Genomic DNA, 23,766 nt, shown 5'->3' with positions numbered 1-23,766 from the left:
CTGAATGTCGATTGACCCTAATCCTTCTCGCCCTGCAGGCTGATACGGCCGGTTTTCAGCCCCGGCGCGCTGACCTGTAGCGTGATTGCGCCCGGCTTGCCGGTGCCGCGCAGGAAGGCGACCGCCTTGCCGCCCACCGCCGCGCGCTGCGGCGAGGCAAAGGCGGTATGGTCGGTGACGCTGCCATTGTCGAAGGCGACGACGCGGCCCGGCCCCGATACCGTCGCGCTGAGCAGCGGCGTGGCGCCGGGCACCAGCACGCCCTTCGCGTCCACCACTTCGGCCCGCACCGCGACGACATCGTCGAAGCCGCCGCCGACTGCCTTGGCCTCCGGCACCAGCCGAATTGCAGCGGGCGCGCCGGCGCTGCGCAGAATATCTTCCGCCACCTTTGCGCCGCCGCGATAGCCGACCGCGCGCAACTCGCCCGGCGCATAGTCGACGTCCCATGTGATCGCGCTGTCGTCCGCGTTGCGCGGCTTGCGCCCCAGCGACTGGCCGTTGAGGAACAGCTCGACCTCGTCGCTGTTGCTGTAGACCTCGACCTTTTCCTTGTGCGCGGCGCGATTGTCGGGCGACCAGTCGGCTAGCGCGCCCGGCCCCTTGGGTTGGGGCAGGGCGATGCCGACCATGGTCGGCATTTCGCTGATGTCGATCACCTCGGTCACGCGCCGGGCCAGCTTCACCACCGGCTTTTCCGACCACCAGCTCGCCCGTTCCCAGCCGATCGGCTTCACGCCATCGACCCGGTCGACCAGACCGGACGGGTTGCTGATCGCCGGCCAGCCGGCCCGGTCCGCCTCGCCCAGATAATCGACGCCGGTCCACAGGAACATGCCGGCATAGGCCGGGTCGTCGCGCACCACGAGCCAGCTTGACCGGTTCTTGCTGTTCTCCGTGCCGATGATCTTGCGGCTGGGCTTGTCGGCATGCGCCTTGGCCAGTTCATTCTCGCGATAATTCTGGCCCACCACGTCCAGCAGGTCGGCGGTGCCATTGTCATAATCATGGGTGGTGTTAGGGCGGAACAGCGCCATCGTCACCGGCCGGGTCGGATCCTCGGCATGGAAGATGTCCTGCAGGCGGGTGATGATCGACTGCGCCACCAGCGGATAGGGCGTATCGTGAATCTCGTTGCCGATCGACCAGATGACGATGCTGGGATGATTGCGATCGCGCCGCACGAAATCGCGTGCATCGATCGACGACCAGTCGGTGAAATAGAGGTGATAATCCTGCGGATTCTTCGCCACCGTCCACATGTCGAAGCCCTCGTTCATGACGATCAGGCCGAGCCGGTCGCACAGGTCGAGAAATTCGGGCGAGAAGGGGTGATGGGCGGTGCGCACCGCATTGATGCCCAGCGCCATCAGTCCCTTGAGCCGCCGTTCATAGACGGCCAGCGGCACCGCCATGCCGAACGGTCCGCCATCGGCATGGATCGCCACGCCCTTCAGCTTGATGTTGCGGCCATTGAGCCAGAAACCGCTCGCCGCCTCGAACCGGGCATCGCGCATGCCGAAGGGGACGCGTTCCTCATAGAGCAGCCGCCCGTCGGTCGCGCGCACACGCAGCAGCGCCTGGTGCATCGCCGGATCGCCAATGTCCCAGCGGCGCGGATCGGCCAGGGTGCCGGTGACATCCATCTGGGTCGCGCGCCCGGCGGGCAGGCTGATGCTCTGGCCGGTGAAGGTCGCGATGCTGCGGCCGTCCGGCCCCTCGATCACCGCCTCCAGCCGCGCCTCGACCGGGGCACTGCCCTGGTTCATCACGCTGCTGCCGATGGCAAGGTCCGCGCTCTTCGCGTCGAGCCTGGCCACGCGCACCGTGCTGCCCCAGGTTTCGGCATGGACATCACCCAGGGTGATGATGCGGACATGGCGGTAGATGCCGCCGCCCGCATACCAGCGCGAGGCTGGCTGGGCGGACGTGTCGGCACGCACCGCCAGTACATTCTCCTGCCCGGCGGGTTTCAAATGCTGGGTGATCTCGTAGCGGAAGCTGGCATAGCCGCTCGGCCGATGGCCGACATGCTGGCTGTTGATCCACACGCCCGACCGTTCCATCACCCCGTCGAACTCGACGAAGACGCGCTGGCCGGCGCTGGCAGGCGGCAGGGTGAAATGCTTGCGATACCAGGCGACGCCGGTGGGCAGGAAGCCGCCCGATCCGGTCGCGGGCGCATGTTCGTCGAACGGCCCGGCGATCGCCCAGTCATGCGGCAGGTCGACCGACTGCCAGCTTGCATCGGCAAAGCCGGGCTGTTCCGCGGTCGCGACATCGCCCTGATGGAAGCGCCAGCCGGCATCGAAATTCTGCGCGCCGGTCGGCTGGGCAAAGGTGGGGGCGGGCAGAGCGATCAATAGCGCCAGCGCCAGACCGGCGGCACTCCGCCCGATCATCCTGCGCATCCGTGCGGTCCGTCCCGTCGCCATATCGGCCCCCTCTCCAGAATATGTCCACTATGTGGCGCTGTGGCGCCCTATGTGGGTATATGGCTACAGGAGTGGCGGGCCGATGCCAAGCGGCTTTGCTGGCCCTGCGGAACGGGCGGTGACGCGACAGGCAAATCTCCTACGAAGTTCACAGTGTCGTGCGCGGATTCGAGCGAAATGCGCCGCAAACGCCCCCATGACGCGCCTGCCACGCGACGGCGACGCGTCGGTCGGGTCATGATGCGGGTCATCCCGACGCGTCGCCGACGCGACATCCAGGCGACAGATCAGCGCTGCTGATGCGCGTGAACGGAGGGAGGCATGGAGGGGGCGGGCCATCCGACAGGATAGATCAGAGAAAGGCCGAGTAGGAAAGCGGGTGTCCGGAAGCGTCCCGCGCGTCATCGGTGTCGGTGCGGACTGAGGGCCATGCTTGCAGGCAAGCTACAAAATTATTGGGACAATTGCATGTCCAGGCCAAGCAAGCTGGCAAGTTTGAAGGTGGCGAACAGCAGGCCGACGAGCAATAGCGCCAGGATCGCGCTTATCTTGCCAACGGCGGTCAGGACATCGCCTTTCCGTGCCTTCCTGTCCTGATCATAATGCCATTTGACGGCAAAGAACATGCCGGTGCCGAGGACCGCAATCTTGAATATTATGAATATGACAGGGAATGAATCCATCACCCAAATTATTCCGGTGTAATTCTTGAAGCTAATGATTTTTTTACGTCGCTGGAACGGTGGCGAACATTGGACATAATGCCCGCCCTCGATCGAGGCCGCTTTCAGTGTCAGACCTGACCCGCTGGTGGAAAGCGAGGATGTGCCCCTTCAGCGCACCTTGAAACTATATGTGCCGCTGACCGGCTGATGGTCATTGCCCATCACCGTCCATTGAAGATCATAGCTGCCGGTCGGCAGGGCGCGGGGCAGGGTGATGACCAGGCCCTTGCCATCGGCGGCCGCGGCGGTGGTGAAGCCCTTGATCGGCATTGGCGGATGATCGGCCATGCCCGGCATGCCGGTCATGGTGAGCGTGATGCTGCTATGGTCGGCCTGCAGCGCTTCGGAAAAGCCCAGGGTCAGCCGGGTCGGCTTGGCAACGCTGGCATTGGCGGCGGGGTTGGCCGCAACGAGCTGCGGCTTGGCGAAGGCGGCGCCGGGCAGGGCGGTCAGCACAAGGGCAGCAGCGATCAGGGGCAGGCGGGGCATGGCAAACTCCGAAAAAATGCGCGTCTTGCAGGGGAATACGCATTGTCCTGTCGCATCCCTCACGCGCCGCGCTATTTTGTTCGAGGGATGGGCCGGCCGGATGCGTATCGTCAGGCAGGACATGAAGGACGGGACGATGGACGATCTGGATGACATGCTGGCCGGGCTGCGCGACGCGCCGGCGGCGGCGCGCTTCGACGGGCTGGAGGCTGCGGTGATGCAGGGGCTGGACCGCCGCCGCGAACGCAGCGTCGCGCGGCGCAGCCTGATGCTGGCCGGCGTGATGGCGATCGGCATCGGCTGGATCGGCAGTAGCGTGCCCGCGCAGCCGGCGCAGGCGGCGCCCGGCCCGCTGCTGATCGGCATGTCCGACTATGCGCCCTCGCGCCTGCTGGAGCGATAGGCATGGGCAAACGCTATTGGCTGGTGGCGCTGGTCGCCTTTGCCGCGGCGCTGGCCGCCGTGCTGGTTGCGCGCACCTGGCTCGCGCCCGCGCCGCCGGTGGAGAATGAAGTTCATGCCCTGCTCCATGATCGGCTGACGCTGGACGCCGGCCAGAAGCAGCGCATCGCCGATCTGGAAGCCGCCTTCGCCCAGCGCAAGGCGGCGCTCGACGCGGAAATGCGCGCCGACAATCAGCGGCTGGCCGCGGCGATCGCCGCCGAACATGGCTATGGCCCGCGCGTCGCCCAGGCGGTCGACCGGTCGCACCAGGCAATGGGCGAATTGCAGAAGGAAACATTGAAGCACATCTTCGCGATGCGCGGCGTGCTGCGGCCCGATCAGGCCGCGCTGTTCGACGCCGCCGTCGTCAAGGCGCTGACCCAGCCTGCCGGGTGATAGCCGACGATCCCGATGATGCCACGCTGGCGGCGCAGGCGCTGGCCGGGCGGCAGGCGGCCTATGGCGCGCTGATGCGGCGGCACCGCGATGCCGTCTATCGGCTGGCCCGCGGCCATGTCGGCGATGCGGACGCGGCAATGGACATCGTGCAGGAAAGCTTCGTCGCCGCCTTTGCGTCGCTGGCCCGCTATGATGGACGCCGGCCCTTTCGCGGCTGGATCGCGCGGATCACGATCAACAAATGCCATGACTGGGCCCGCCGCCGCGCGGTGCGTCGCTTTTTCAGCTTCGCCCGGCCGATCGAGGACGCCGCCCATGTCGCCGACGCGGCGCCCGATCCCGAGCAGGCGGCCCAGTCCCGCGCTGGCGTCGCCCGGATCGAGGCCGCGGTAGCGGCGCTGCCGGTGGCGCTGCGCGAGGTGGTTTTGCTGCGCGGGATCGAGGGCATGAGCCAGGCCGAGGTCGCGGCGATATTGGCCGTCAGCGAAAAGGCGGTGGAAACCCGCCTTTACCGTGCCCGCCGGCAATTGCAGGAGATGTTGAGGGAAAGCGACGCGAACCGCGTATAGAGCAGCATGACCGACCTGCCTTCCCTCCCTGTCGACCGCCGCAGCCTGATCCGGGGGGGCGCCGCGCTTGCACTGGCGCAGGCCTTGCCCGGCTGGGCCGCCACCGGCACGCAGGACGCGGCGCAGGGCGCGCTGTCGGGCGAGGCGATCGCGCTCAGCATCGGCGACGGGCATTTTGCGACCGGCGGCCGATCGGCCCATGCGATCAGTGTCAATGGCGGCACACCGGCGCCGCTCATCCGCCTGCGCGAGGGGCAGCATGTCAACATCGCCGTCACCAACCGGCTGAAGGAGGATAGCTCGATCCACTGGCACGGGCTGATCCTGCCCTTCCAGATGGATGGCGTGCCCGGCATCAGCTTCCCCGGTATCGCGCCGGGCGAAACCTTCACTTATCGCTTCCCGGTGCGGCAGGCCGGCACCTACTGGTATCACAGCCATTCCGGCATGCAGGAGGCGATGGGCCTTTATGGCCCGATCATCATCGATCCCGCCGGCGCCGATCCGGTGGCCTATGACCGGGAGCATGTGATCCTGCTCGCCGACTGGAGCCCGGTCCATCCGCACAGGTTGCTGCAACGGCTCAAGCAGATGGGCGGCTATTACAACATGCAGCGCCAGACGCTGGCCGGGTTGCTGGCGGGGAAGGATCAGGCCCTCAAGGACCGGATCGACTGGGGCGCGATGCGCATGGACCCGACCGATATTTCCGACGTCACCGGCGCGACCTACAGCTATCTGGTGAACGGCATGGGCACGGCCGAAAACTGGACCGGCCTGTTCGCGCCGGGCGAGCGGGTGCGGCTGCGCATTATCAACGCGTCGGCGATGACCAATTTCAATGTTCGCCTGCCCGGCCTGCCGATGACCGTGATCCAATGCGACGGGCAGGATGTGCAGCCGGTCGAGACCGACGAGTTCCAGATCGGCATTGCCGAAACCTATGACGTGATCGTCCAGCCCGGCGAAGCGAAACCCTATGCCCTGATTGCCGAGGCGATCGACCGGTCGGGCCTGGTCCGCGCCACCTTGGCGCCGCAGGTCGGCATGGTCGCGCCCGTGCCGGCCCGGCGCGCCCGGCCGCTGCTGGGCATGAAGGATATGGGCATGGACATGGGCGGCATGGATATGGGCCATGGCGGCGTGATCGACCTCAGCCAGCCGGCCAATGAAAGCATGTCCGGCCACAGCATGAAGATGCGCGACAAGTCGGTCGCGCCCGGCGTGAAAATGGGGCCGGGCGTCGCCACCCTGTCGCCGATGCCGGCCGATCGCACCGCCGACCGGCCGACGGGGCTGGAGGATGTCGATCATCGCGTGCTGACCTATGCCGATCTGCGGTCGCTGACGCCGAACAGCGACCTGCGCACGCCGACCCGATCGCTCGACATCCACCTGACCGCGAACATGGAACGCTATATGTGGTCGTTCGATGGGGTGAAGCTGTCCGAAGGGGCGGAGCCGATCGCCTTCCGCCATATGGAACGGGTGCGCGTGACCCTGATCAACGACACGATGATGCCCCATCCCATCCATCTGCACGGCCATTTCTTCGAACTGGTGACCGGCGAGGCTGCGCATAATCCGCGCAAGCATACGGTGAATGTGCTACCCGGCGGCAAGGTGAGTTTCGACCTTACCGCCGATGCGCTGGGCGACTGGGCGTTCCACTGCCATATGCTGATGCACATGCATGCCGGGATGATGCGGGTCGTGACGGTCCGCCACGAGGAGGACGCGGCATGAAGCTGATCGCGCTCCTGCTGCTCGCCGCCGCTGCGCCGGTGCAGGCCCAGACGATGGATCATAGCCAGATGGACCATGGAGCGATGGGCCACAGCATGCCCACCACCGACGCCGCCATCCCGCAAGGCACGGCCCCGCCGGTGCCGACCGACCATGCCGCCGACGCGCTCTATGACCCCGCCGCCATGGCCAGCGCCCGCGCGGCGATGATCGCGGAAGGGGGCGGCATGACCTATTCGCAATGGATGCTCGATCGGCTGGAATATCGCGCCGGCAAGGGCGCGGATGGCTATGCCTGGGAAGGCGAAGGCTGGATCGGCGGCGACATCAACCGCTTCGCGGTCAAGAGCGAGGGTGAGGGGACGGTCGGCGGATCGCTCGAACGGGCCGAGGTGCAGGCGCTCTACAGCCGGGCGATCGACCCCTGGTTCAACCTGCAGGCGGGCGTGCGGCAGGATTTCGGCGAAGGGCCGGACCGCAGCTATGCGGTGATCGGCATCGACGGCCTGGCGCCTTACTGGTTCGAGGTCGGGGCCGAAGCCTTCCTGTCGACCAGGGGCGACGCCCATCTGCGGCTGGAGGCGAGCTATGACCAGCGCATCACCCAGCGGCTGATCCTGCAGCCCGCCGCCGAGTTCAATCTGGCGGCGCAGGCCGTGCCCGAACTGGGGATCGGCGCCGGCCCGTCCGATATCGAGCTGGGGCTGCGGCTGCGCTACGAGATTGCCCGCGAATTCGCGCCCTATGTCGGCGTCAATTGGGAACGCAAGCTGGGCGACACGGCCGACCATGCCCGTGCTGCCGGCGATAGGCCGTCGGCCACCAGCCTAGTGATCGGCCTGCGCGCCTGGTTCTGAGAGGCGCTTGCAGCCCGCCTGATATTCGATTATCGATCCCGCCGATCCTGCGCCGCACGGCATGGGATCATGATCGCGCCGGTGTCCCGAAAGGGGCTTAATAGGGAATGCGGTGCGGACGGGTGACTGTCCAAATCCGCAGCTGTCCCTGCAACTGTAAGCGGTGAGCGCGATGTACATGTGCGGACGGCAGAATGACCGATCCGCCAGCCACTGGGCCGGACGCTAAATCCTGCGAGGCCTGGGAAGGCCGTGCATCAAGCGATGACCCGTGAGCCAGGAGACCTGCCGGCGTCTGGTCGCTCTTGCCTTGGTCCAGGGGATGGCCGCGGCACGGTAACTTCCGTCTGAGCGACGAACGAGCGGCTGGGGCCGCTGCGACAAACGCGCGTCGGTTGCCCATGGGCGCCCGGCCGGCGCGTGTGTCGGACGTTCGCGCGCGTGCCGCTCGTGAAGGTTGCCCCCGCCCGTCGAACGCGGCGCCGGATGGGGGAATATATGAAGTCCATTATCGTTTCGCGGGCCGCCTTGGCCCTTTCGCTCGCCTTTGCATCGCCGGCTCTGGCCGACGAAGGAGAAGGCGACAGCATCGTCGTCACCGGCACCAGCCTGGAAGAGACGCTGCCGCAGCAGCTGTCGCGCTATGGCCATGCGATCGAGATCGTCACCGACACGCAGATCCGCGATGCCGCCGCGATCGATACCGCCCGCGCGCTCGAAGGGGTGCCGGGCCTGTTCATCCGGTCGCAGTCCGGGCCGTTCAGCTATGTCGACATTGCGTTGCAGGGATCGCGCACCAAGGATGTGCTGTGGACGATGGACGGCATCCGCCTCAACAACCGCCTCTATGGCGGCACCTCGCCCAACGACACCATGGCCGCCAGCATGATCGAGCGGATCGAGGTGCTGAAAGGCGGCGAAAGCCTGTTCTACGGCACCCAGGCGGCGGCCGGTGTCATCAATGTCGTCACCCGCGACTTCAGCGATGATCTGGGCGGCCAAGTCAATGCCAGCCTCGACAGCTTTGCCGGCACTAGCCTGGATGGCTATGTTCGCGGCGCGATCGGCCAGCATCGCTTCGTGGTCTGGGCCAATCGCAGCCAGTCGGACGGCTATCGTCCCTATGACGTGATGCAGCCCAGCGCCACCGATCGCGCGCGCGGCTATGATCTCTGGTCGGCGGGCATCAAATATCAATATGATATCGCGCCGGACCTGCGCCTCAACGCGCTCTACCAGCACACCAAGGCCGATCTCGACAATATCAGCGCGACCCGGACGAAGGAGAGCCGCAACGACCGCAATGAGGAAGTGGCCAGCCTGCGCCTCGATTATACCGGCGAGGATGGGGTGCAATTCTTCCTCAAGGGCTATTTCCACGACTGGAAGACCGCCTATGTCCAGATCCGCAACCCCATTCCGGCGGGGCCGCCGCAGGTCATCTACCCGGCCGGCACCTTCTGGGGCTATCAGGATTATGGCGGCAGCGCGGTGGTGCAGCTCAACATGCTGCGCGGCATCGACACGCTGATCGGCTATGATTTCCAGAGCTTCAACGGCCGCGACGACGTCCTGCTGATCGCGCCGACCGATGAACAGGTCCATGCCGGCGTCTTCCAGCTGCGCACCAATGACGAATTGTCGAGCAAGGGACGGATCGCCGCGGGCCTGCGCTACAACAAGGCGAAGGGATCGGAAAAGACGATCTGGAACGTCTCGGGCCGTTATGATGTGAGCGAGGCGCTGTTCGTGGAGGCCAATGGCGGCACCTCCTTCGTGCTGCCCGACGCCTCGCAGCTCTATGGCAATGATCCCTGTTGCGAGGTCGGCAACCCGAATTTGAAGCCCGAGGAAAGCCTGAACCTCAACGCCGCGCTGGGTGGCGCGCTGGCGGGCGGGGCGATCCGGTGGAAAGCGACCTGGTTCAACCGGCGCATCACCGACCTGATCGACACCACCTATGATGATCCGGCCTTTCCGGAAGGCACCTATATCAACGTCAGCGACAAGGTGCGGGCCAGGGGCGCCGAACTGGAGCTGAACGCGAATTTGACCGGTGGCTGGGGCCTGTCGGCCAGCTACACCTGGTCGCGCGTCCGCAATCAGGGCAGTTCGGTGCAGCGCGATCGCAATCCGGAACAATATGGCCGCGCCGCGATCGTCTATGCGCCGCAGACCGGCCACTTCGGCGCCAATCTGTCGGCCAATTGGGTGGGCGATGTCTGGTCGACCGCATCGGGCTTTGGCCGGATGAACTATGGCAATTATGCCGTGGTCGATGCGGGCGCGCATCTGTGGCTGGATCAGGCGCGGCGCAACCGGTTCGGCATCAATGTCGAAAATCTGTTCCACCGCGATTACGCCTCCACCGGCTATCGCTCGGCGGTCAGCGATGCAGGAGTATTGGACGGCAGCAACAGCCGCTTCCTCTACTTCTACCGGGGCGTGCCGCGCACGCTGCGGGTCAGCTATGGCCTGAGCTTCTGACCATGATGCGGCCGGTCCTGCTGCTGCATCGCTGGCTGGGCATCCTCATCGGCGCCGTCATGACGCTGTGGTGCCTGTCCGGCTTCGTGATGCTCTATGTCGACTATCCGCGCCTGACACCGGCCGCGCAGCTTGGGGGGCTTACGCCCCTCAAGCTGTCGGCTGAAAGGGCGGGGATGTTGCCCGACGCCATGATGCTGTCCGCCGCCCGGATCGAGATGATGGCGGGGTGGCCCGTATTGCGGGTGACGCCCGCGCTCGATCCGACGCGCACCATTCCCCAGATGCGAGTATCCGCTGGCACCCATGACTGGGCGTCGGGGAAAGCGGTCGAGCAGGTCGATCCGCAAAATATCCACAGGATCGCGCGCGAATTCGGACGCAACAGCGCCATTGCCGGCCCGGTCGGGCAGGTCGCCCAGACGGAGATGGACCAGTGGACGGTCCAGACCTTCCGCCGCAATGCGCCGCTCTACCGTGTCGATTACGCCGATGCGGCCGGGACGCAGGCCTATGTCTCGGGCAAGAGCGGGGAAGTGGTGCAGCTCACCACCCGTTTCCAGCGCTTCTGGGGCTGGCTCGGCGCGGTGCCGCACTGGCTCTATCCCACGATCCTGCGGCAGGATGGCGCGCTGTGGAGCCAGGTCGTCATCTGGACCTCGCTGATCGGCTGCTTCCTCACGATCACGGGCCTGTGGGTCGGCATCGCCCGGCTGCGCCGTCGCCGCGACGGCAGCATCGGATCGCCCTATCGCGGCCTGTGGTGGTGGCATCATATGGCCGGGCTGTTCTTCGGCATCCTGACGCTGACCTGGGTGGCGAGCGGGCTGCTGTCGATGAACCCCTGGGGGCTGCTCGACAGCGAGGCGATGATGACGGAGCGCCAGCGGTTGAACGGCGACTTCGCCTGGGGCGATGCGCGCCGGGCGATCGCGGCGCTGCCCGCCTTGCCGACGGGTATCGTCCGGCTGGAGGTAGTGCCTGTTGCCGGTGCCATCCATCTGGTGGCGATCGATCGCGCTGGCAAGGCGCAGCGTTTCGACGCTGCTGGCCGGCTTGCCGCTTTGTCCGAAGCGGGGTTGCGCGCGGCGCTCCAGGATGGCTCGCCGATCGGCTCGATCGTCCTGCTGCGCCAGGAGGATGCCTATTATTACGGTCACAAGGCTAGCGTCGCCCTGCCGGTATGGCGCGTCATCCTGGCCGATGACCAGGCGACACGCCTCTATGTCGATCCCGCGTCCGGCCGTCTGATCCGCGCCTTCGACCGCAATGGCCGGGCCTTCCGCTGGATGCAGGACGGGCTGCACCGGCTCGACTTCCCGCTGCTGCGCACCCGTCCCTGGTGGGATCTGATCGTCCTGCCGCTGCTCGCCATGGTCACGCTCGTTTGCGGGACGGGGACGTGGATGGGCCTTTCCAAGCTGCGGCGCGATCTGCGCCGCGTCCGCAATCGCCGGCGGCGCGCCCGCGCCCTACGGCCCCTGATCGGAGAAACCGCATGACCGCCACCCCTTTGCAGGCGTCGCTTCGGCGACGCAGCGTGCCGCTGATCGCGGCGCTCGTCCTTGCCAATCTGGCCGTCTGGGGCTGGGCCTTCGCCCTGTTCGGCGACCGGCCGGTGATGATGGGCACGGCCCTGCTCGCCTGGGGCCTTGGCCTGCGCCATGCGGTCGATGCCGATCATATCGCCGCGATCGATAATGTGACGCGCAAGCTGATGCAGGATGGTCAGCGGCCGCTGACCGTGGGCCTGTGGTTCGCGATCGGCCATAGCGCGATCGTGCTGATCGCCGCGCTGGGCCTTGCCTATGCGGTCAGTGCGCTGGCCGGGCTGGAGCGGTTCCGCGCTGCCGGCGGCGTGGTGGCGACGCTGATTTCCGCCACCTTCCTGTTCGCTATCGCGATCATGAATCTGGTGATCCTGCGCCAGGTCTGGGTCACCTTCCGTCGGGTGCAGGCGGGCGGCACATATGTCGAGGCGGATCTCGACATGCTGACCGGCGGGCGCGGGCCGCTGTCGCGCCTGTTTCGTCCGGTCTTCCGCCTGATCTCGCGCCCCTGGCAGATGGCGCCGCTCGGCTTCCTCTTTGGCCTCGGCTTCGACACCGCGACCGAAGTGGCGATATTGGGCCTCTCCGCCGCGCAGGCGAGTGACGGCTTTGCGCTCGGCCCGGTGCTGGTTCTGCCCCTGCTGTTCGCGGCGGGCATGGCGCTGGTCGATACGGTCGACGGCATGCTGATGATGGGCGCCTATCAATGGGCGTTCGTGAAGCCGCTGCGCAAGCTCTACTACAACATCGTCATCACCGCCCTGTCGGCGGCCGTGGCGATCGGCATCGGCACGATCGAGACGCTGGCGCTGCTGGGCGACAAGCTGGGCCTCTCCGGCGGCATCTGGGACGTTGCCGCCACGCTGGGCGAGCATTTCAATGATCTGGGCTTCGCGATCATCGGCCTGTTCATCGCCTGCTGGATCGCCAGCGCGCTCTTCTATCGCTGGAAGGGCTATGACGCGATCGAACTGACCCCGGCGGGCGAGGTGCGGGCTTAGCCTATTCCGTTCGGGCTGAGCTTCGGTTTCGCCCAGCCCGAACGGCAGTTTTTACCCCTCGCGCGCGACCTGGAAGCCGGCGAAGGACTGGCTGACCGGCATCAGTTCCAGCGTGTTGATGTTGAGATGCGCCGGCTGGTTCGCGACCCAGAGCAGGGTGGCGGCGATATCCTCCGCCGTCATCGGATTGGCATTGCCATAGAGGGTGTCGGACGCCTGCTGGCTGCCGGTGCGGATCAGCGTGAATTCGGTCTCGACCATGCCCGGCTCGATCGAGGTGACGCGCACGCCGGTGCCGTGCAGGTCCGACCGCAGGCCGAGCGAGAATTGGCGCACGAACGCCTTGGTGCCGCCATAGACATTGCCGCCGGTGTAGGGATAGGTCGCCGCGACCGAACTCAGATTGATGATCCCGCCCTTGCGCGCGACGAGGCCCGGCAACAGCTTGTGGGTGACGGTGACGAGGCCGGTGATGTTGGTCTCGATCATCTGCTGCCACTGGGCGAGGTCGGCCGACTGGGCCGGCGCAGTGCCGAGCGCCAGGCCGGCATTGTTGACCAGCATGTCGATCGCGCGGAAGGCTTCGGGCAGGCTGGCCAGCGCCGCATCGATCGCGGCTTCATCGCGCATGTCGAACACCAGCGGGCAGAAGGCGTCACCGATTTCGGCGGCCAGCTTTTCCAGCCGATCGGCGCGACGGCCGGTGCCGATCACCTGCCAGCCATCGGCGGCAAAGGCGCGGACGGCGGCTTCGCCGATGCCGGCGGTCGCGCCGGTGATGAGGACGGTCTTGGTCATGGGGCGCTCCTGTCTTTTGTCGTCAGCCCAATAGCGAGATCAGGCGGCCCCGCCCAGCGCCTTCACCAGCGCGACGCTGGCGCGCATCCGCTGGGTCTGAGCGATCAGCACCGCGCGCTGGGCGTCAAGCGCGTCGGTCTGGGCCGTCACCACCTCCAGATAGTCCGACGCGCCATCGCGATAGCGGGTCAGTGCCAGATCGCTGGTGCGCTGCGCGGCGTCGGCGGCGCTGCGCTGATGGCCGATCTGGTCGGACAGGTGATGATTGGCGGCAACCGCATCCTCGACCTGGCGGAAGGCGGTCAGCACCGTGTCGCGATAGCCGGCAGCCAGTTCCTCATACTCCGCGCGCGACATCTTCACCTGCGCGCGGCGCTTGCCGCCGTCGAACAGGTTGAGCAGCGCCGATGCTGGACCAAGGCCCCAGAAGCTGTTGGGGGTGGAGAACAGGTCGCCATGGGTGGTTTCCCAGCCGCCGGTCAGGCCCAGCGTCAGCGTCGGGAAGAAGGCCGCCTTGGCGACGCCGATGCGCGCATTGGCGGCGAACATGCGCCGTTCGGCCGCCGCGATGTCGGGCCGGCGTTCCAGCAGTTGCGAGGGCGCGCCGGTCGGCACGTCCGGCGCGGCGAGCGGCTGGGTGCGGGCGGCGATGCTGAAGTCCGACGCGATCGCGCCGACCAGCGCGGCGATCTCATGCTCGGTCGCGGCGCGTTCATTGGCGATGGCGGAGATGTCCGCCTTCGCATTGTCCAGCACCGTCTTGGCGCGATTGACGTCGATGCCCGACGACACGCCGCCCTTGTGGCGCCGGTCGGTCAGGTCATAGGCCTTGCCGAAGGCTTCGACCGTCTGGTGCAGCAGTTCCGCCTGTGCATCCAGCCCGCGCAGCCGCGCATAGGCGTCGGCGACCGCCGCCTGCAGGCTGAGCCTGGCGGAGGCGAGATCGGCATTGCTGGCGTCGGCATCGGCCCGCGCCGCCTTCACGCTGTTGCGGATGCGGCCCCACAGGTCGAGCTCATAGTCGAGGCTGCCGCCTACCACATAGTCATTATAGGTAACGGCGCTGCCATTGCCCTGGAATCGGTTGCCCGACACGCGGCGGCGGCTGGCATCGGCGCCGGCACTGATTTGCGGGAACAGGTCGGCATTTTCCACCCGTGCGGCGGCGCGCGCCTGGTCGTAGCGGGCCAGCGCGGCGGCCAAAGTCGGGCTGGCCTGCTCGGCGCGGGTTTCCAGATCATTGAGGACGGGATCGTTGAACGCCTCCCACCAATTGCCGCGCGGTGTGGCATCGGCCGGCTGGGCGGCGGTCCAGCCCGCCACTTCCTTATATTCGGCGGGGGCGCTCGTCTGGGGCGGCTGATAGGCCGGCGCCATCGAACAGCCGGCCAGCAAGACCGCCGCCAATGTCACGCCTGCGCCGCCGATCCGGCGGTCAGCGCGCATGCGTCGCACCCTTTCCGCCGGCGGGCGCCGACGCCTGCACCTTCACCATGTCGCCGGTGCGGATCGCATCGGGAGGGGTGTCGACGATCCGGTCATTGGGGCTGAGGCCGCTGGCGATCTGCACCGTGGCGCCCTCGTCACGGGCGATGGCGACCGGCTTCATGGTGATGCGATTGTCCGCACCCACCACGGCGACGCTGGGGCCGTTGTTGCTGTAGAGGATCGCGCTGCCCGGCAGGGTCATGCCATTGCCTTGGCCGGCGCCGACCTTGAAGCTGACCTGGGCGAAGGCACCCGGCTTCAATGCGCCGTCGGGATTTTCCGCCTGCAGCTGGACCAGCACGGCGCCCGACTGCGCATCGACCGCGCCTGAACTGCTGGTCAGGGTCGCGTTGAAGCTGCGGCCGGGATATTCGGGCAGGGTCAGGGTCGCGCCCATGCCCGGCCGGACCGAGGCGGAATAGCCCTGTGGCACGCGGACATAGATGCGCATGCGATGGACGTCGGACACGGTGAACAAAGGCTGGGCGGCGGCATTGCCGGACACCACCAGTGCGCCGATCTGGGCCGAACGGCTGGTGACGACGCCGTCGAATGGCGCGGCGAGGCGGGTGAAGCCCTGCTGGGCCTTCAGTCGCTTGACGTTGGCGAGCGCCGCGTTGGAGACGGCGGTGCGGGCGGCAAGATCGCCGGCCTTCTCGTCGGCTTCCTGGCGCGAGACGGCGTCCTGCGCCAGCATCGCGCTCCAGCGCTTCGAGGTGGTTTCGGCGAGGCGCTGGTTGGCGAGCGCGGTCTGATAATCGGCCTGCGCGGCGGCGACCTGCTGGTCGAGGTCTGGCGCGTCGAGCACGGCGAGCGGCTGGCCCGCGCGCACCCGGTCGCCGATATCGGCCAGCCAGCGGCGGACATAGCCATTGGTGCGGGCATAGATGGCGGCGCTGTTATAGGCCTGCACATTGCCGGGCAGGACCAGGTCATTGCCCTCGCCATTCACCGTCGGCTTGACCACCGCGACGGTCGGCACCGATGCGTCGGCGGCGGTTTCGCGCAGTTCGTTGGTGGCGCTGATGCGCGAGGCGACGCCCACGCCGACCACGACGAGCGCGACAACGGCCGCGCCGATGCCGATCTTCTTCAGCGTGCCGCTGTCGGGGCCGGCCTGCTCGGGATTTTCGATGCTGTTATGGTCAGACATGGCTCGGCTGCATTTCCATGTTGTTGGCCTTCGCAGCCTTGCGGCCGTGGACGAAGGCGAAGACGGTGGGGACGAAGAAGAGGGTGGCGATGGTGGCGCAGATCAGGCCGCCGACGACGGCGCGGCCCAGCGGGGCATTTTGTTCGCCGCCTTCGCCCAGGCCCAGGGCCATCGGACCCATGCCGATGATCATGGCGAGCGCGGTCATCAGCACCGGGCGGAAGCGGACCATGCCGGCCTCCAGCGCAGCCTTGGTCGCGTCGCCCAGTTCAGCGAGCCGTTCGCGGGCGAAGCTGACGACCAGGATGGAGTTGGCGGTCGCCACGCCCATGCACATGATCGCGCCGGTCAGTGCCGGCACCGACAGGGTGGTGCCGGTCATGAACAGCATCCAGATGATGCCGGCCAGCGCCGCGGGCAGGGCGGTGATGATGACGAACGGGTCGACCCAGCTCTGGAAGTTGACGACGATCAGCAGGTAGATGAGCACGATCGCACCGGCGAGGCCGAAGCCAAGGCCCGAGAAGGCGGTGTTCATCGTCGCATATTGGCCGCGAATGGTGATGGTGGCGCCCTTGGGCTCCTCCGCCTTCAGCGACTTGATCGCCCGGTCGATGTCGCCCGCCACCGCGCCCAGGTCACGGCCCTGCGTGGTGGCGAAGATGTCGAGCACCGGTGCGATATTATAGTGCGACACGACCGGCACGGTGTTGGAGCGGACGATGGTCGCCAGGCCGCCCAGCGGCTGAACCGCGCTGGCGCCCGCACCCGACACCGGGACGTTGGACAGGTCGCTCATCGACCCGACCAGATATTCGGGCGCCTGCGCGACGACCGGATATTGGACGCCATTCTGCGGGTTCACGAAGAAGACCGGTGCGGTCTGCGAGGTGCCGGCCAGCGAGCTGGCAAGGCTGGTGGTCACGTCCCGTTCGGTCAGGCCATATTGGCCGACGCGGGAGCGATCGACATCGACATCCAGCTGCGGCGCACGTCCGGGCTGCTGGATGCGGGCGTCGGCCAGGCCCGGAATGGTGGTGATCTTCGCCAGCAGCTTCTGCGCATAGGCGCGGTTCGCCTCCGCATCCTTGCCCGCGATCTGGATGTCGATCGGCGCGGGCGCGCCAAAGTTCAGGATCTGGCTGGTGATGTCGGCGGGCAGGAAGGCGAAGGTCGTGCCGGGGAAGCGGCGCGGCAGTTCACGGCGCAGCTGCGAGACGAACTCGTCGGTCGGGCGATGGCCCTTGTTGAGCGCGATCAGCATGTCGCCGTCCTGCGGACCGATGGTGCCGCTGTTGTTGTAGACGGTGTTGATGGAGCTGACCGGCAGGCCGATATTGTCGGTGATCGATCCCAGCTGGTCGGCCGGGATGATCTTGCGCACTTCGCGTCCGATCTGGTCGAAGCGGGCGGCCGTATCCTCGATCCGGGCGCCGACCGGCACGCGGATATGCATGGCGATCTGGCCGGAATCGACCGAGGGGAAGAAGTTGCTGCCCAGGAACGGCAGCAGGCCGAAGGACAGCACCACGACGGCCATGAAGCCGATCAGGAAGGGCTTGCGGGCGCCCAGCGCGCGGTGCAGCATCCCGACATAGGAGGTGCGGACCTTCTCGAACCGATATTCGAAGCCGCGCTGGAAGCGGACGAACGGGTTCCTGGACGTCGCGGTGCCGGCCAGATGCTCGTCCTCGTCACCGACATGGTGCGGTTTCAGCAGATACATCGCCATGGTCGGCACCAGCGTGCGCGACAGGATGAACGACGCGATCATCGCGAACACCACCGACAGCGCCATCGGCACGAACAGGAAGCCGGCGACGCCGGGCAGGAAGAACATCGGCACGAACACGATGCAGATGCAGAGCAGCGAGACGAAGGCCGGCGTCACGATCTGTGCCGCGCCGTCCAGGATCGCCTCGATCACGCCCTTGCCCTGTTCCAGGTGCCAGTTGATATTCTCGATCGTCACGGTCGCGTCGTCGACCAGGATGCCGACCGCCAGCGCGAGGCCGCCCAGCGTCATGACGTTGAGGGTCTGGCCGAACATTGCCAGCGCCGCGATCGCCGCCAGAATGGCGAGCGGGATCGACAGCGCGATGATGACGGTCGAGCGCCAGCTGCCCAGGAACAGCAGGATCATCAGCGAGGTGAGCGCTGCGGCGATCGCGCCTTCATGGATGACGCCCTCGACCGCGGCCTTCACGAACAGCGACTGGTCGCCGATCGGCAGGATCTTGAGCGTGTCGGGCAGGGTAGCCGAAATCTTCGGCAGCGCCTGCTTCACCCCGTCGACGATGGCGAGGGTGGAGGTGCTGCCGTTTTTCAGCACGGTCAGCAGCGCGGAACGGCTGCCTTCCACATGGACGATATTCTGCTGCGGACCGGCGCCGTCGCGGACATAGGCGACGTCGCGCATGTAGATGGTCGCGCCGTTCACCACCTTGACCGGCAGGTCGTTGAGCGCGGCGATCGATTCCGGCGCATTGTTCAGGCGGACGCTATATTGGGTCGCGCCGATCTTGACGAAGCCGGCCGGGTTGATCTGGTTCTGCGCGGCGATGGCGTTGCCGACATCCTGCGCCGACAGCCCCTTGGACTGGAGCGCCAGCGGGTTGAGGTCGATCTGCACCTGGCGCTGCTTGCCGCCCGAGGGGAAGGGCATGGCGAGGCCGGGGATGGTCACCAGCTGCGGCCGGATCTGGTTCTGGCCAAGGTCGAACAATTGCTGTTCCGACAGGCCCTTGCCCGACAGCGCGAGCTGCAGGATCGGCACGGTCGATGCGCTGTAGTTCAGGATCAGCGGCGGGGTGACGCCCGGCGGCATCTGGCGCAGCACGGTTTGCGAGATCGACGTCACCTGCGCGGTGGCGGTGCGGATGTCGGCGCCGGGCTGGAAATAGATCTTGATGACGCCAATGCCCTGCAGCGACTGGCTTTCAATATGTTCGATGTCGTTGACCGTGGTGGTCAGCACGCGCTCATAGGGGCCGACGATGCGGCCCGACATGTCCTCGGGCGACAGGCCGGCATATTGGAAGGCGACCGCGATCACCGGGATGCGGATATTGGGGAACATGTCGACCGGGGTGCGCGCGGCGGACAGGATGCCCACGATCGCGATCAGGATCGCCATGACAATGAAGGTCAGCGGGCGATGCAGGGCAACCTTGACGATACCGATCATTCACGACTCCCGGCGCATCTCCCGGCGGAACGATGCCGGGGTGCGAAAATTTGGCGCCTCTCCAGAAGGAATGCCCTTATTTTACGGGTTCTGCAGCCGGGTTGCCAGAGCGGCATGGCGGCATGAGCCTATGAACGGCATTCATGAATGTGACGGCAATCCGCTGGTCGGCCGCAATATGACACGCGCAGCGGGATCGGGGGCGAATCCGCGCACAATGCCATGGGACGATGAGGACCACCGCCACATCCGCGATGGGCCATGCGCCCTTGGACATTCTGCGTCTAATATATAATATGGCATAATCGATATTTCTGACGAATGGATCAATGGATCTCCGCCATCTCCGCTATTTCCTGACTGTTGCCGAGGAAATGCATTTCGGCCGGGCCGCGCTGCGCCTGGGCATATCGCAACCGCCGCTCAGCCAGCAGATCAGGGCGCTGGAGGAGGAACTGGGCGTGCGCCTGTTCGACCGCACTAGCCGCCGTGTCCGCCTGACCGAAGCGGGGCGGCTGTTCGAGCCGGAGGCGCGGGCGACATTGGTGCAGGCGGATCGCGCCAGCCAGACCGCGCGCCGGGCGCAGCGTGGCGAGATCGGCCATCTGGGTCTGGGCTTCACCGCGTCCGGCCCGTTCGTGCCGCAGATCGCCAGCGCCCTCTATCGCTTTCGCCAGACCTATCCGCAGGTCGAACTGATCCTGCGCGAACAGGGGCGCGACGAGCAGATCGAGAATGTGCGCAACCATCAGCTCGACATCGGCCTGGTGCGCGACTTCCTGCCGCCGGTCCTGCCCGAGGACATGGTGTCGCACTGCCTGTTGACCGAGGATATGCTGCTGGCGCTGCGCGACGATCATCCGCTGGCATTGCGCAAAGAAGATCCCAGCATCACCGATCTCGCCGGCGAGCCGCTGGTCCTCTATGGCGCGCCCAATGGTGCGGGCTTTACCGAGCATTTCTTCGCCCAGTGCGAGGCGGCGGGGTTCGTGCCGCGGATCGCGCATGAGGCGCGCAGCCTGGCGACCTTGCTGGGCCTCGTCTCCGCCGGGTTCGGCCCGACCGTGATCGCGCGGTCGATGGCCCGGCTGCATGTCGACAATGTCGTCAACCGCCGCTTCACCTCGCCCGTCACCAGTTCGCTATGGATGATCCACCATCGCACCCTGTCGCCCCCGGCCGAGGCGTTCCGTGCGACCGTGCTGGAGGACAGCCCGACGCGCTGACATGGCTCAGGGCGTCGGGGTGGCACCATCCTGCGCGAACCAGGGTTCGGCCAGTCTGGCTGGCGTCGGCCAGATTTCGTCCAACGTCGCGGGATCATAGAGCCGGCCATTCTTCATGACGGCGCCGATCTTCTGCGCATTGGCGATGTCGGCCAGCGGGTCGGCGTCCAGGATCAGCAGGTCGGCAAACTTGCCCGGCTCCAGGCTGCCGACATCGTCGCTATGGCCGATCACCTCGGCCGACCCGATCGTCGCAGCCTTCAGCGCCTCCATCGGCGTCGCGCCGCCAGCGGCAAAGGCCTGCAATTCCCACTGATAGCCCAGCCCCTGGATCTCGCCATGGCTGCCAAGGCCGACGAGGCCGCCGGCGCGCTGGATCTTCACCGCGTCGGCCGCGATCTGCTGCCAGCTCTGCGCTTCGGGCGGCATCCAGTGGCGGTTGCGCAGCTTGTCGCTGACGATGCCGGCCGGCACGAAATGGGTCCATTTCGCATCATCCTGTGGCCGCTTGTTGATGATGAAGTCGAACAGCGCCGGGGTGGTGCCATAGGCGACGAGGATGGTCGGCGTGTAGCTGGTGCGGCTCTGCGCGAACAGGCGGACGATATCCTCGCGCAGCGGCGATACCGGGATGCTGTGCTCATTGCCGGAAAAGCCGTCGATCGCGTGGGTCAGGTTCAGCACCATGTCGCTCGCGCCTTCGGTCGTGGGCATCATGCCCAGTTCCGCCGCTGCCTCGACCATGAACTGGCGTTGGGCGCGGTCGCCGATCATGTAGCTCTTGATATTGCGGGTGCGATAATGGTCGCGATAGCGGGTGAGGACGTCGACCGCATCCTGCTTGCTGTGGATTTCCGCGTTCACGAACACGCCCGGCCCGGTCGACCAGGCGCGCGGCCCCCGCATCATGCCGGCATCGATCATGTCCTGATAGGCGAAGATGTCGGTGGTGAAGGGCTGCGGGTCGAGCGCCGACGTGACACCGAAGGCGAGGTTTGCGGCAAAGTCCCAATGGCCGCGTTCCTGGATGCCGCGCCGTATCTCGAACCAATGGGCATGGGTGTCGACGAAGCCGGGGACGATATATTTGCCGCTCACATCGCGGATCGTCGCGCCCTGTGGCACGGCGACCGATCCGCTGGCGCCGACCGCGACGATGCGATTGTCGGTGATGACGATGTCGGCATTGCGGATCACATCCTGCCCGCCCGCCATCGGCATGACGGTCGCGCCGCGCAGCACGACGCTGCCGCGGGGCACATCGCGCGGCAGTTCGACCGGCAATGCGAAGCTCTGCGCCACCGCCTCGGCCGTGCCCGGCGCAGCAGACAGCGCCTGAACGGTCGGCAACCGGCGGAAGGTCGATCCGACCGACCAGGTGACGGTCGCGCCCCTGTCGGCCCAGTCGATGAAATCGGCGCCGACCCGTGTCAGCTTGCGTCGCGCCACCGCCGGCGTGTCGAGATTGACGGTCGCCGGCTCGCCGCCATTGGCCGGCGGGATATCGACCAGATAGGCCTGGCTGAACGACTTGATGAGTGCGCGTCTGCCGTCCGGGCTGATCCGCACATCCTCGACCGGCGCCGGGCCGGGGAAATATTGGCCCAGCCCATGGGCCAGCACGCGCAACAGTGGCTGCGGATCGCCCCCCGCCAGCGGCACCGATGACAAGCCGCCGGCGCCGTAGAAATAGAGGGTGTCACTTTCGCCGCCGAACTGCGGCTGGCGCGCACCCATGGCATGGGCGACCAGCCGCGCTGCGCCGCCGCCGACGGGCATGCGGATGATGTCGGTCGGGCGCGCGGGATCGATCTCCGACGCGGTGCGCAGCCGGTCATACTGGTTCGCGCGCAACGCCACCAAGCCCTTGCCATCGGGGGTAAAGACGGGCTGGCTGTAAAAGGCCGGGACCTGGGTCAGCCGACGCGCCGTGCCGCCCGTCGCCGGGATCGTCCAGACATGGCCGCCTTCCTTGGCGGTCCAGCTGACATAGGCGATGCTCTTGCCATCGGGCGACCAGCTCGGCTGGAAGGCATCGGCCGCGACAAGGCGTTTGGGTGTCATGTTCGCTGTCAGCTTCTGGACATACAGCCCGCCCAGAGCGGTGAAGGCGACGCTGCCGCCGTCGGGCGACTGGCGCGGCGCCTGCACCACGCGGACGCGCACCGGCCCGGTCTCTTCCGTCTGCCGCACGCGGGTCAGCGGGCCGAGGCCCAGTTGCACCGGCGCGGTGAAGGGGATGTCGCTGATCTTGCCCGATGCAATGTCGAGCCGCCTGATCCCGCCGCCGACGCTCATTAGCATCGCCTTGTCACCCGGCAGGAAGCTGAAGCGCGGTAGCAGGTCGGCATAATAGCCGCCATCCTGGCCGTCCCGGTCGATCGGGAAGGCGATCCATTTGTCCTCGCCGGTCTCCAGATTGCGGAGCCTGAGACCGTCCTTCTGGCCCTGCCGGCTGGCATAGGCGAGCAGCTTGCCATCATGCGACAGCGCCGGGCGCATCGCGCCCCCGGCCGACTGGATGATCGTCTCGTCCTGTCCGCTCTTGAGGTCGCGGCGCGCGATCGACCAGTTGGGCAGGTCATTCTCGGTCCAGGTATGGCCGCGCTTGGTCGCATAATAGAGATAGCGGCCATCGGGCGCCGCGACCGCGCCCATGGCGTTCATCTTCGCGTCCCAATTGTCGGGCGATCCCGCCTTGGTGATCTGGATGCCGCTGCCGCCATCGCGATCATACATGAACAGCTCGAACGCCAGGATCGAATGGACCGTGCGCGAGACATAGACATAGCGGCCATCGGGCGACCAGGCCGGCGAGGAATAGATGGCGAGCGACTGGTCCTGCGACAGCTGTTTTAGGCCGGTGCCATCGGCATTGGCGATCCAGAGATTGGTGACGCCCGACCGGTCGGAAAGGAAGGCAAACTGCTTTCCGTCGGGCGAGAAGACCGGATTGCGCTCGAACGCCATGCCGGTCAGCAGCGGCCGCGCCGCGCCCCCGCCTGCGTCCAGCGCATAGATGTCGCCCAGCAGGTCGAACAGGATCGTCTTGCCGTCCGGCGACATGTCCGGCTGCATCCAGGTTGCCTCATGCGCGTCATAGCGCAGCGTCCGGGTGGGCGTCAGGCTCAGCCCCTTGCTGTCCTGCGCCAGCGCGGGATGGGCACAAAGCAGGGACGCACCCAGCAGCAGGGAGGCAAGAGAACGCATTG

At 66.7% G+C, this 23,766-nt stretch carries 17 protein-coding genes and 1 riboswitch; of the genes, 9 read left to right on the top strand and 8 right to left on the bottom strand.

Annotated elements, in window-relative coordinates; all coding sequences use genetic code 11:
* Positions 1 to 17: 17 nt before the first annotated feature.
* From A0U87_RS25720 to A0U87_RS25710, 3 genes are all read right to left on the bottom strand, one after another.
* Positions 18 to 2,402 (bottom strand): glycoside hydrolase family 2 TIM barrel-domain containing protein, encoded by a 2,385-nt coding sequence (locus tag A0U87_RS25720; RefSeq protein WP_240700637.1) that lies wholly within the window; start codon positions 2,400 to 2,402, stop codon positions 18 to 20.
* Between the two features lie 485 nt (positions 2,403 to 2,887).
* Positions 2,888 to 3,118 carry a hypothetical protein gene (locus A0U87_RS25715; RefSeq protein WP_037521144.1) on the bottom strand — a complete coding sequence of 77 codons (231 nt, stop codon included), beginning with the start codon at positions 3,116 to 3,118 and terminating at the stop codon, positions 2,888 to 2,890.
* Between the two features lie 150 nt (positions 3,119 to 3,268).
* On the bottom strand, positions 3,269 to 3,649 hold the full coding sequence (locus A0U87_RS25710) for a copper resistance protein CopC (RefSeq protein ID WP_048937432.1): 381 nt from the start codon (positions 3,647 to 3,649) through the stop codon (positions 3,269 to 3,271).
* Positions 3,650 to 3,749: 100 nt separating this feature from the next.
* Between A0U87_RS25710 and A0U87_RS25705 the strand changes: the two genes are divergently transcribed.
* From A0U87_RS25705 to A0U87_RS25670, 8 genes are all read left to right on the top strand, one after another.
* Positions 3,750 to 4,052 carry a hypothetical protein gene (locus A0U87_RS25705; RefSeq protein ID WP_017500954.1) on the top strand — a complete coding sequence of 101 codons (303 nt, stop codon included), beginning with the start codon at positions 3,750 to 3,752 and terminating at the stop codon, positions 4,050 to 4,052.
* Positions 4,053 to 4,054: 2 nt separating this feature from the next.
* Entirely contained in the window at positions 4,055 to 4,489 is a 435-nt protein-coding gene (locus A0U87_RS25700; protein ID WP_048937431.1) for a periplasmic heavy metal sensor, read from the top strand.
* Positions 4,486 to 5,061, top strand: a complete 576-nt coding sequence (locus tag A0U87_RS25695; RefSeq protein ID WP_048937430.1) for an RNA polymerase sigma factor — start codon at positions 4,486 to 4,488, stop codon at positions 5,059 to 5,061. The genes A0U87_RS25700 and A0U87_RS25695 overlap by 4 nt, the downstream gene beginning before the upstream one ends.
* Before the next feature lie 6 nt (positions 5,062 to 5,067).
* Complete coding sequence (locus A0U87_RS25690; RefSeq protein ID WP_048937429.1) at positions 5,068 to 6,807, top strand: copper resistance system multicopper oxidase; 1,740 nt, start codon at positions 5,068 to 5,070, stop codon at positions 6,805 to 6,807.
* Complete coding sequence (locus A0U87_RS25685) at positions 6,804 to 7,664, top strand: copper resistance protein B (protein ID WP_048937428.1); 861 nt, start codon at positions 6,804 to 6,806, stop codon at positions 7,662 to 7,664. The genes A0U87_RS25690 and A0U87_RS25685 overlap by 4 nt, the downstream gene beginning before the upstream one ends.
* A gap of 62 nt (positions 7,665 to 7,726) precedes the next feature.
* Positions 7,727 to 7,972, top strand: a riboswitch (cobalamin riboswitch).
* A gap of 190 nt (positions 7,973 to 8,162) precedes the next feature.
* A complete protein-coding gene (locus tag A0U87_RS25680; protein ID WP_048937457.1) occupies positions 8,163 to 10,151 on the top strand; it encodes a TonB-dependent receptor in 1,989 nt (662 codons plus the stop codon).
* Positions 10,152 to 10,153: 2 nt separating this feature from the next.
* The gene (locus A0U87_RS25675; protein WP_048937427.1) at positions 10,154 to 11,653 is read left to right on the top strand and encodes a peptidase; all 1,500 of its coding nucleotides are present in this window, start codon (positions 10,154 to 10,156) and stop codon (positions 11,651 to 11,653) included.
* Complete coding sequence (locus A0U87_RS25670) at positions 11,650 to 12,702, top strand: HoxN/HupN/NixA family nickel/cobalt transporter (protein WP_037508315.1); 1,053 nt, start codon at positions 11,650 to 11,652, stop codon at positions 12,700 to 12,702. The genes A0U87_RS25675 and A0U87_RS25670 overlap by 4 nt, the downstream gene beginning before the upstream one ends.
* A 51-nt stretch (positions 12,703 to 12,753) precedes the next feature.
* On the opposite strand, the gene A0U87_RS25665 is transcribed toward A0U87_RS25670, so the two are convergent.
* From A0U87_RS25665 to A0U87_RS25650, 4 genes are read right to left on the bottom strand one after another with little or no spacing between them, the layout of a single operon-like run.
* Positions 12,754 to 13,500, bottom strand: coding sequence for an SDR family NAD(P)-dependent oxidoreductase (locus tag A0U87_RS25665; protein ID WP_010339677.1), 747 nt, complete (start codon positions 13,498 to 13,500; stop codon positions 12,754 to 12,756).
* 39 nt (positions 13,501 to 13,539) lie between these two features.
* Positions 13,540 to 14,946: an efflux transporter outer membrane subunit gene (locus A0U87_RS25660; protein WP_122928356.1), complete on the bottom strand. Its 1,407-nt coding sequence runs from the start codon at positions 14,944 to 14,946 to the stop codon at positions 13,540 to 13,542.
* On the bottom strand, positions 14,936 to 16,141 hold the full coding sequence (locus A0U87_RS25655) for an efflux RND transporter periplasmic adaptor subunit (RefSeq protein ID WP_048937425.1): 1,206 nt from the start codon (positions 16,139 to 16,141) through the stop codon (positions 14,936 to 14,938). The genes A0U87_RS25660 and A0U87_RS25655 overlap by 11 nt, the downstream gene beginning before the upstream one ends.
* Positions 16,134 to 19,328, bottom strand: a complete 3,195-nt coding sequence (locus tag A0U87_RS25650) for an efflux RND transporter permease subunit (RefSeq protein ID WP_048937424.1) — start codon at positions 19,326 to 19,328, stop codon at positions 16,134 to 16,136. The genes A0U87_RS25655 and A0U87_RS25650 overlap by 8 nt, the downstream gene beginning before the upstream one ends.
* 329 nt (positions 19,329 to 19,657) lie before the next feature.
* Here A0U87_RS25650 and A0U87_RS25645 point away from each other — a divergent pair, with 329 nt between their 5' ends.
* Complete coding sequence (locus A0U87_RS25645; RefSeq protein WP_048937423.1) at positions 19,658 to 20,554, top strand: LysR substrate-binding domain-containing protein; 897 nt, start codon at positions 19,658 to 19,660, stop codon at positions 20,552 to 20,554.
* Positions 20,555 to 20,560: 6 nt separating this feature from the next.
* Here A0U87_RS25645 and A0U87_RS25640 read toward each other — a convergent pair whose 3' ends face one another.
* Complete coding sequence (locus A0U87_RS25640) at positions 20,561 to 23,764, bottom strand: amidohydrolase family protein (RefSeq protein WP_048937422.1); 3,204 nt, start codon at positions 23,762 to 23,764, stop codon at positions 20,561 to 20,563.
* Positions 23,765 to 23,766: the final 2 nt, after the last annotated feature.

Source organism: Sphingobium sp. MP9-4 (assembly GCF_005281675.1).
Taxonomy (GTDB): Bacteria; Pseudomonadota; Alphaproteobacteria; order Sphingomonadales; family Sphingomonadaceae; genus Sphingobium; species Sphingobium yanoikuyae.
This window is presented reverse-complemented; position numbering and strand designations above follow the sequence as displayed.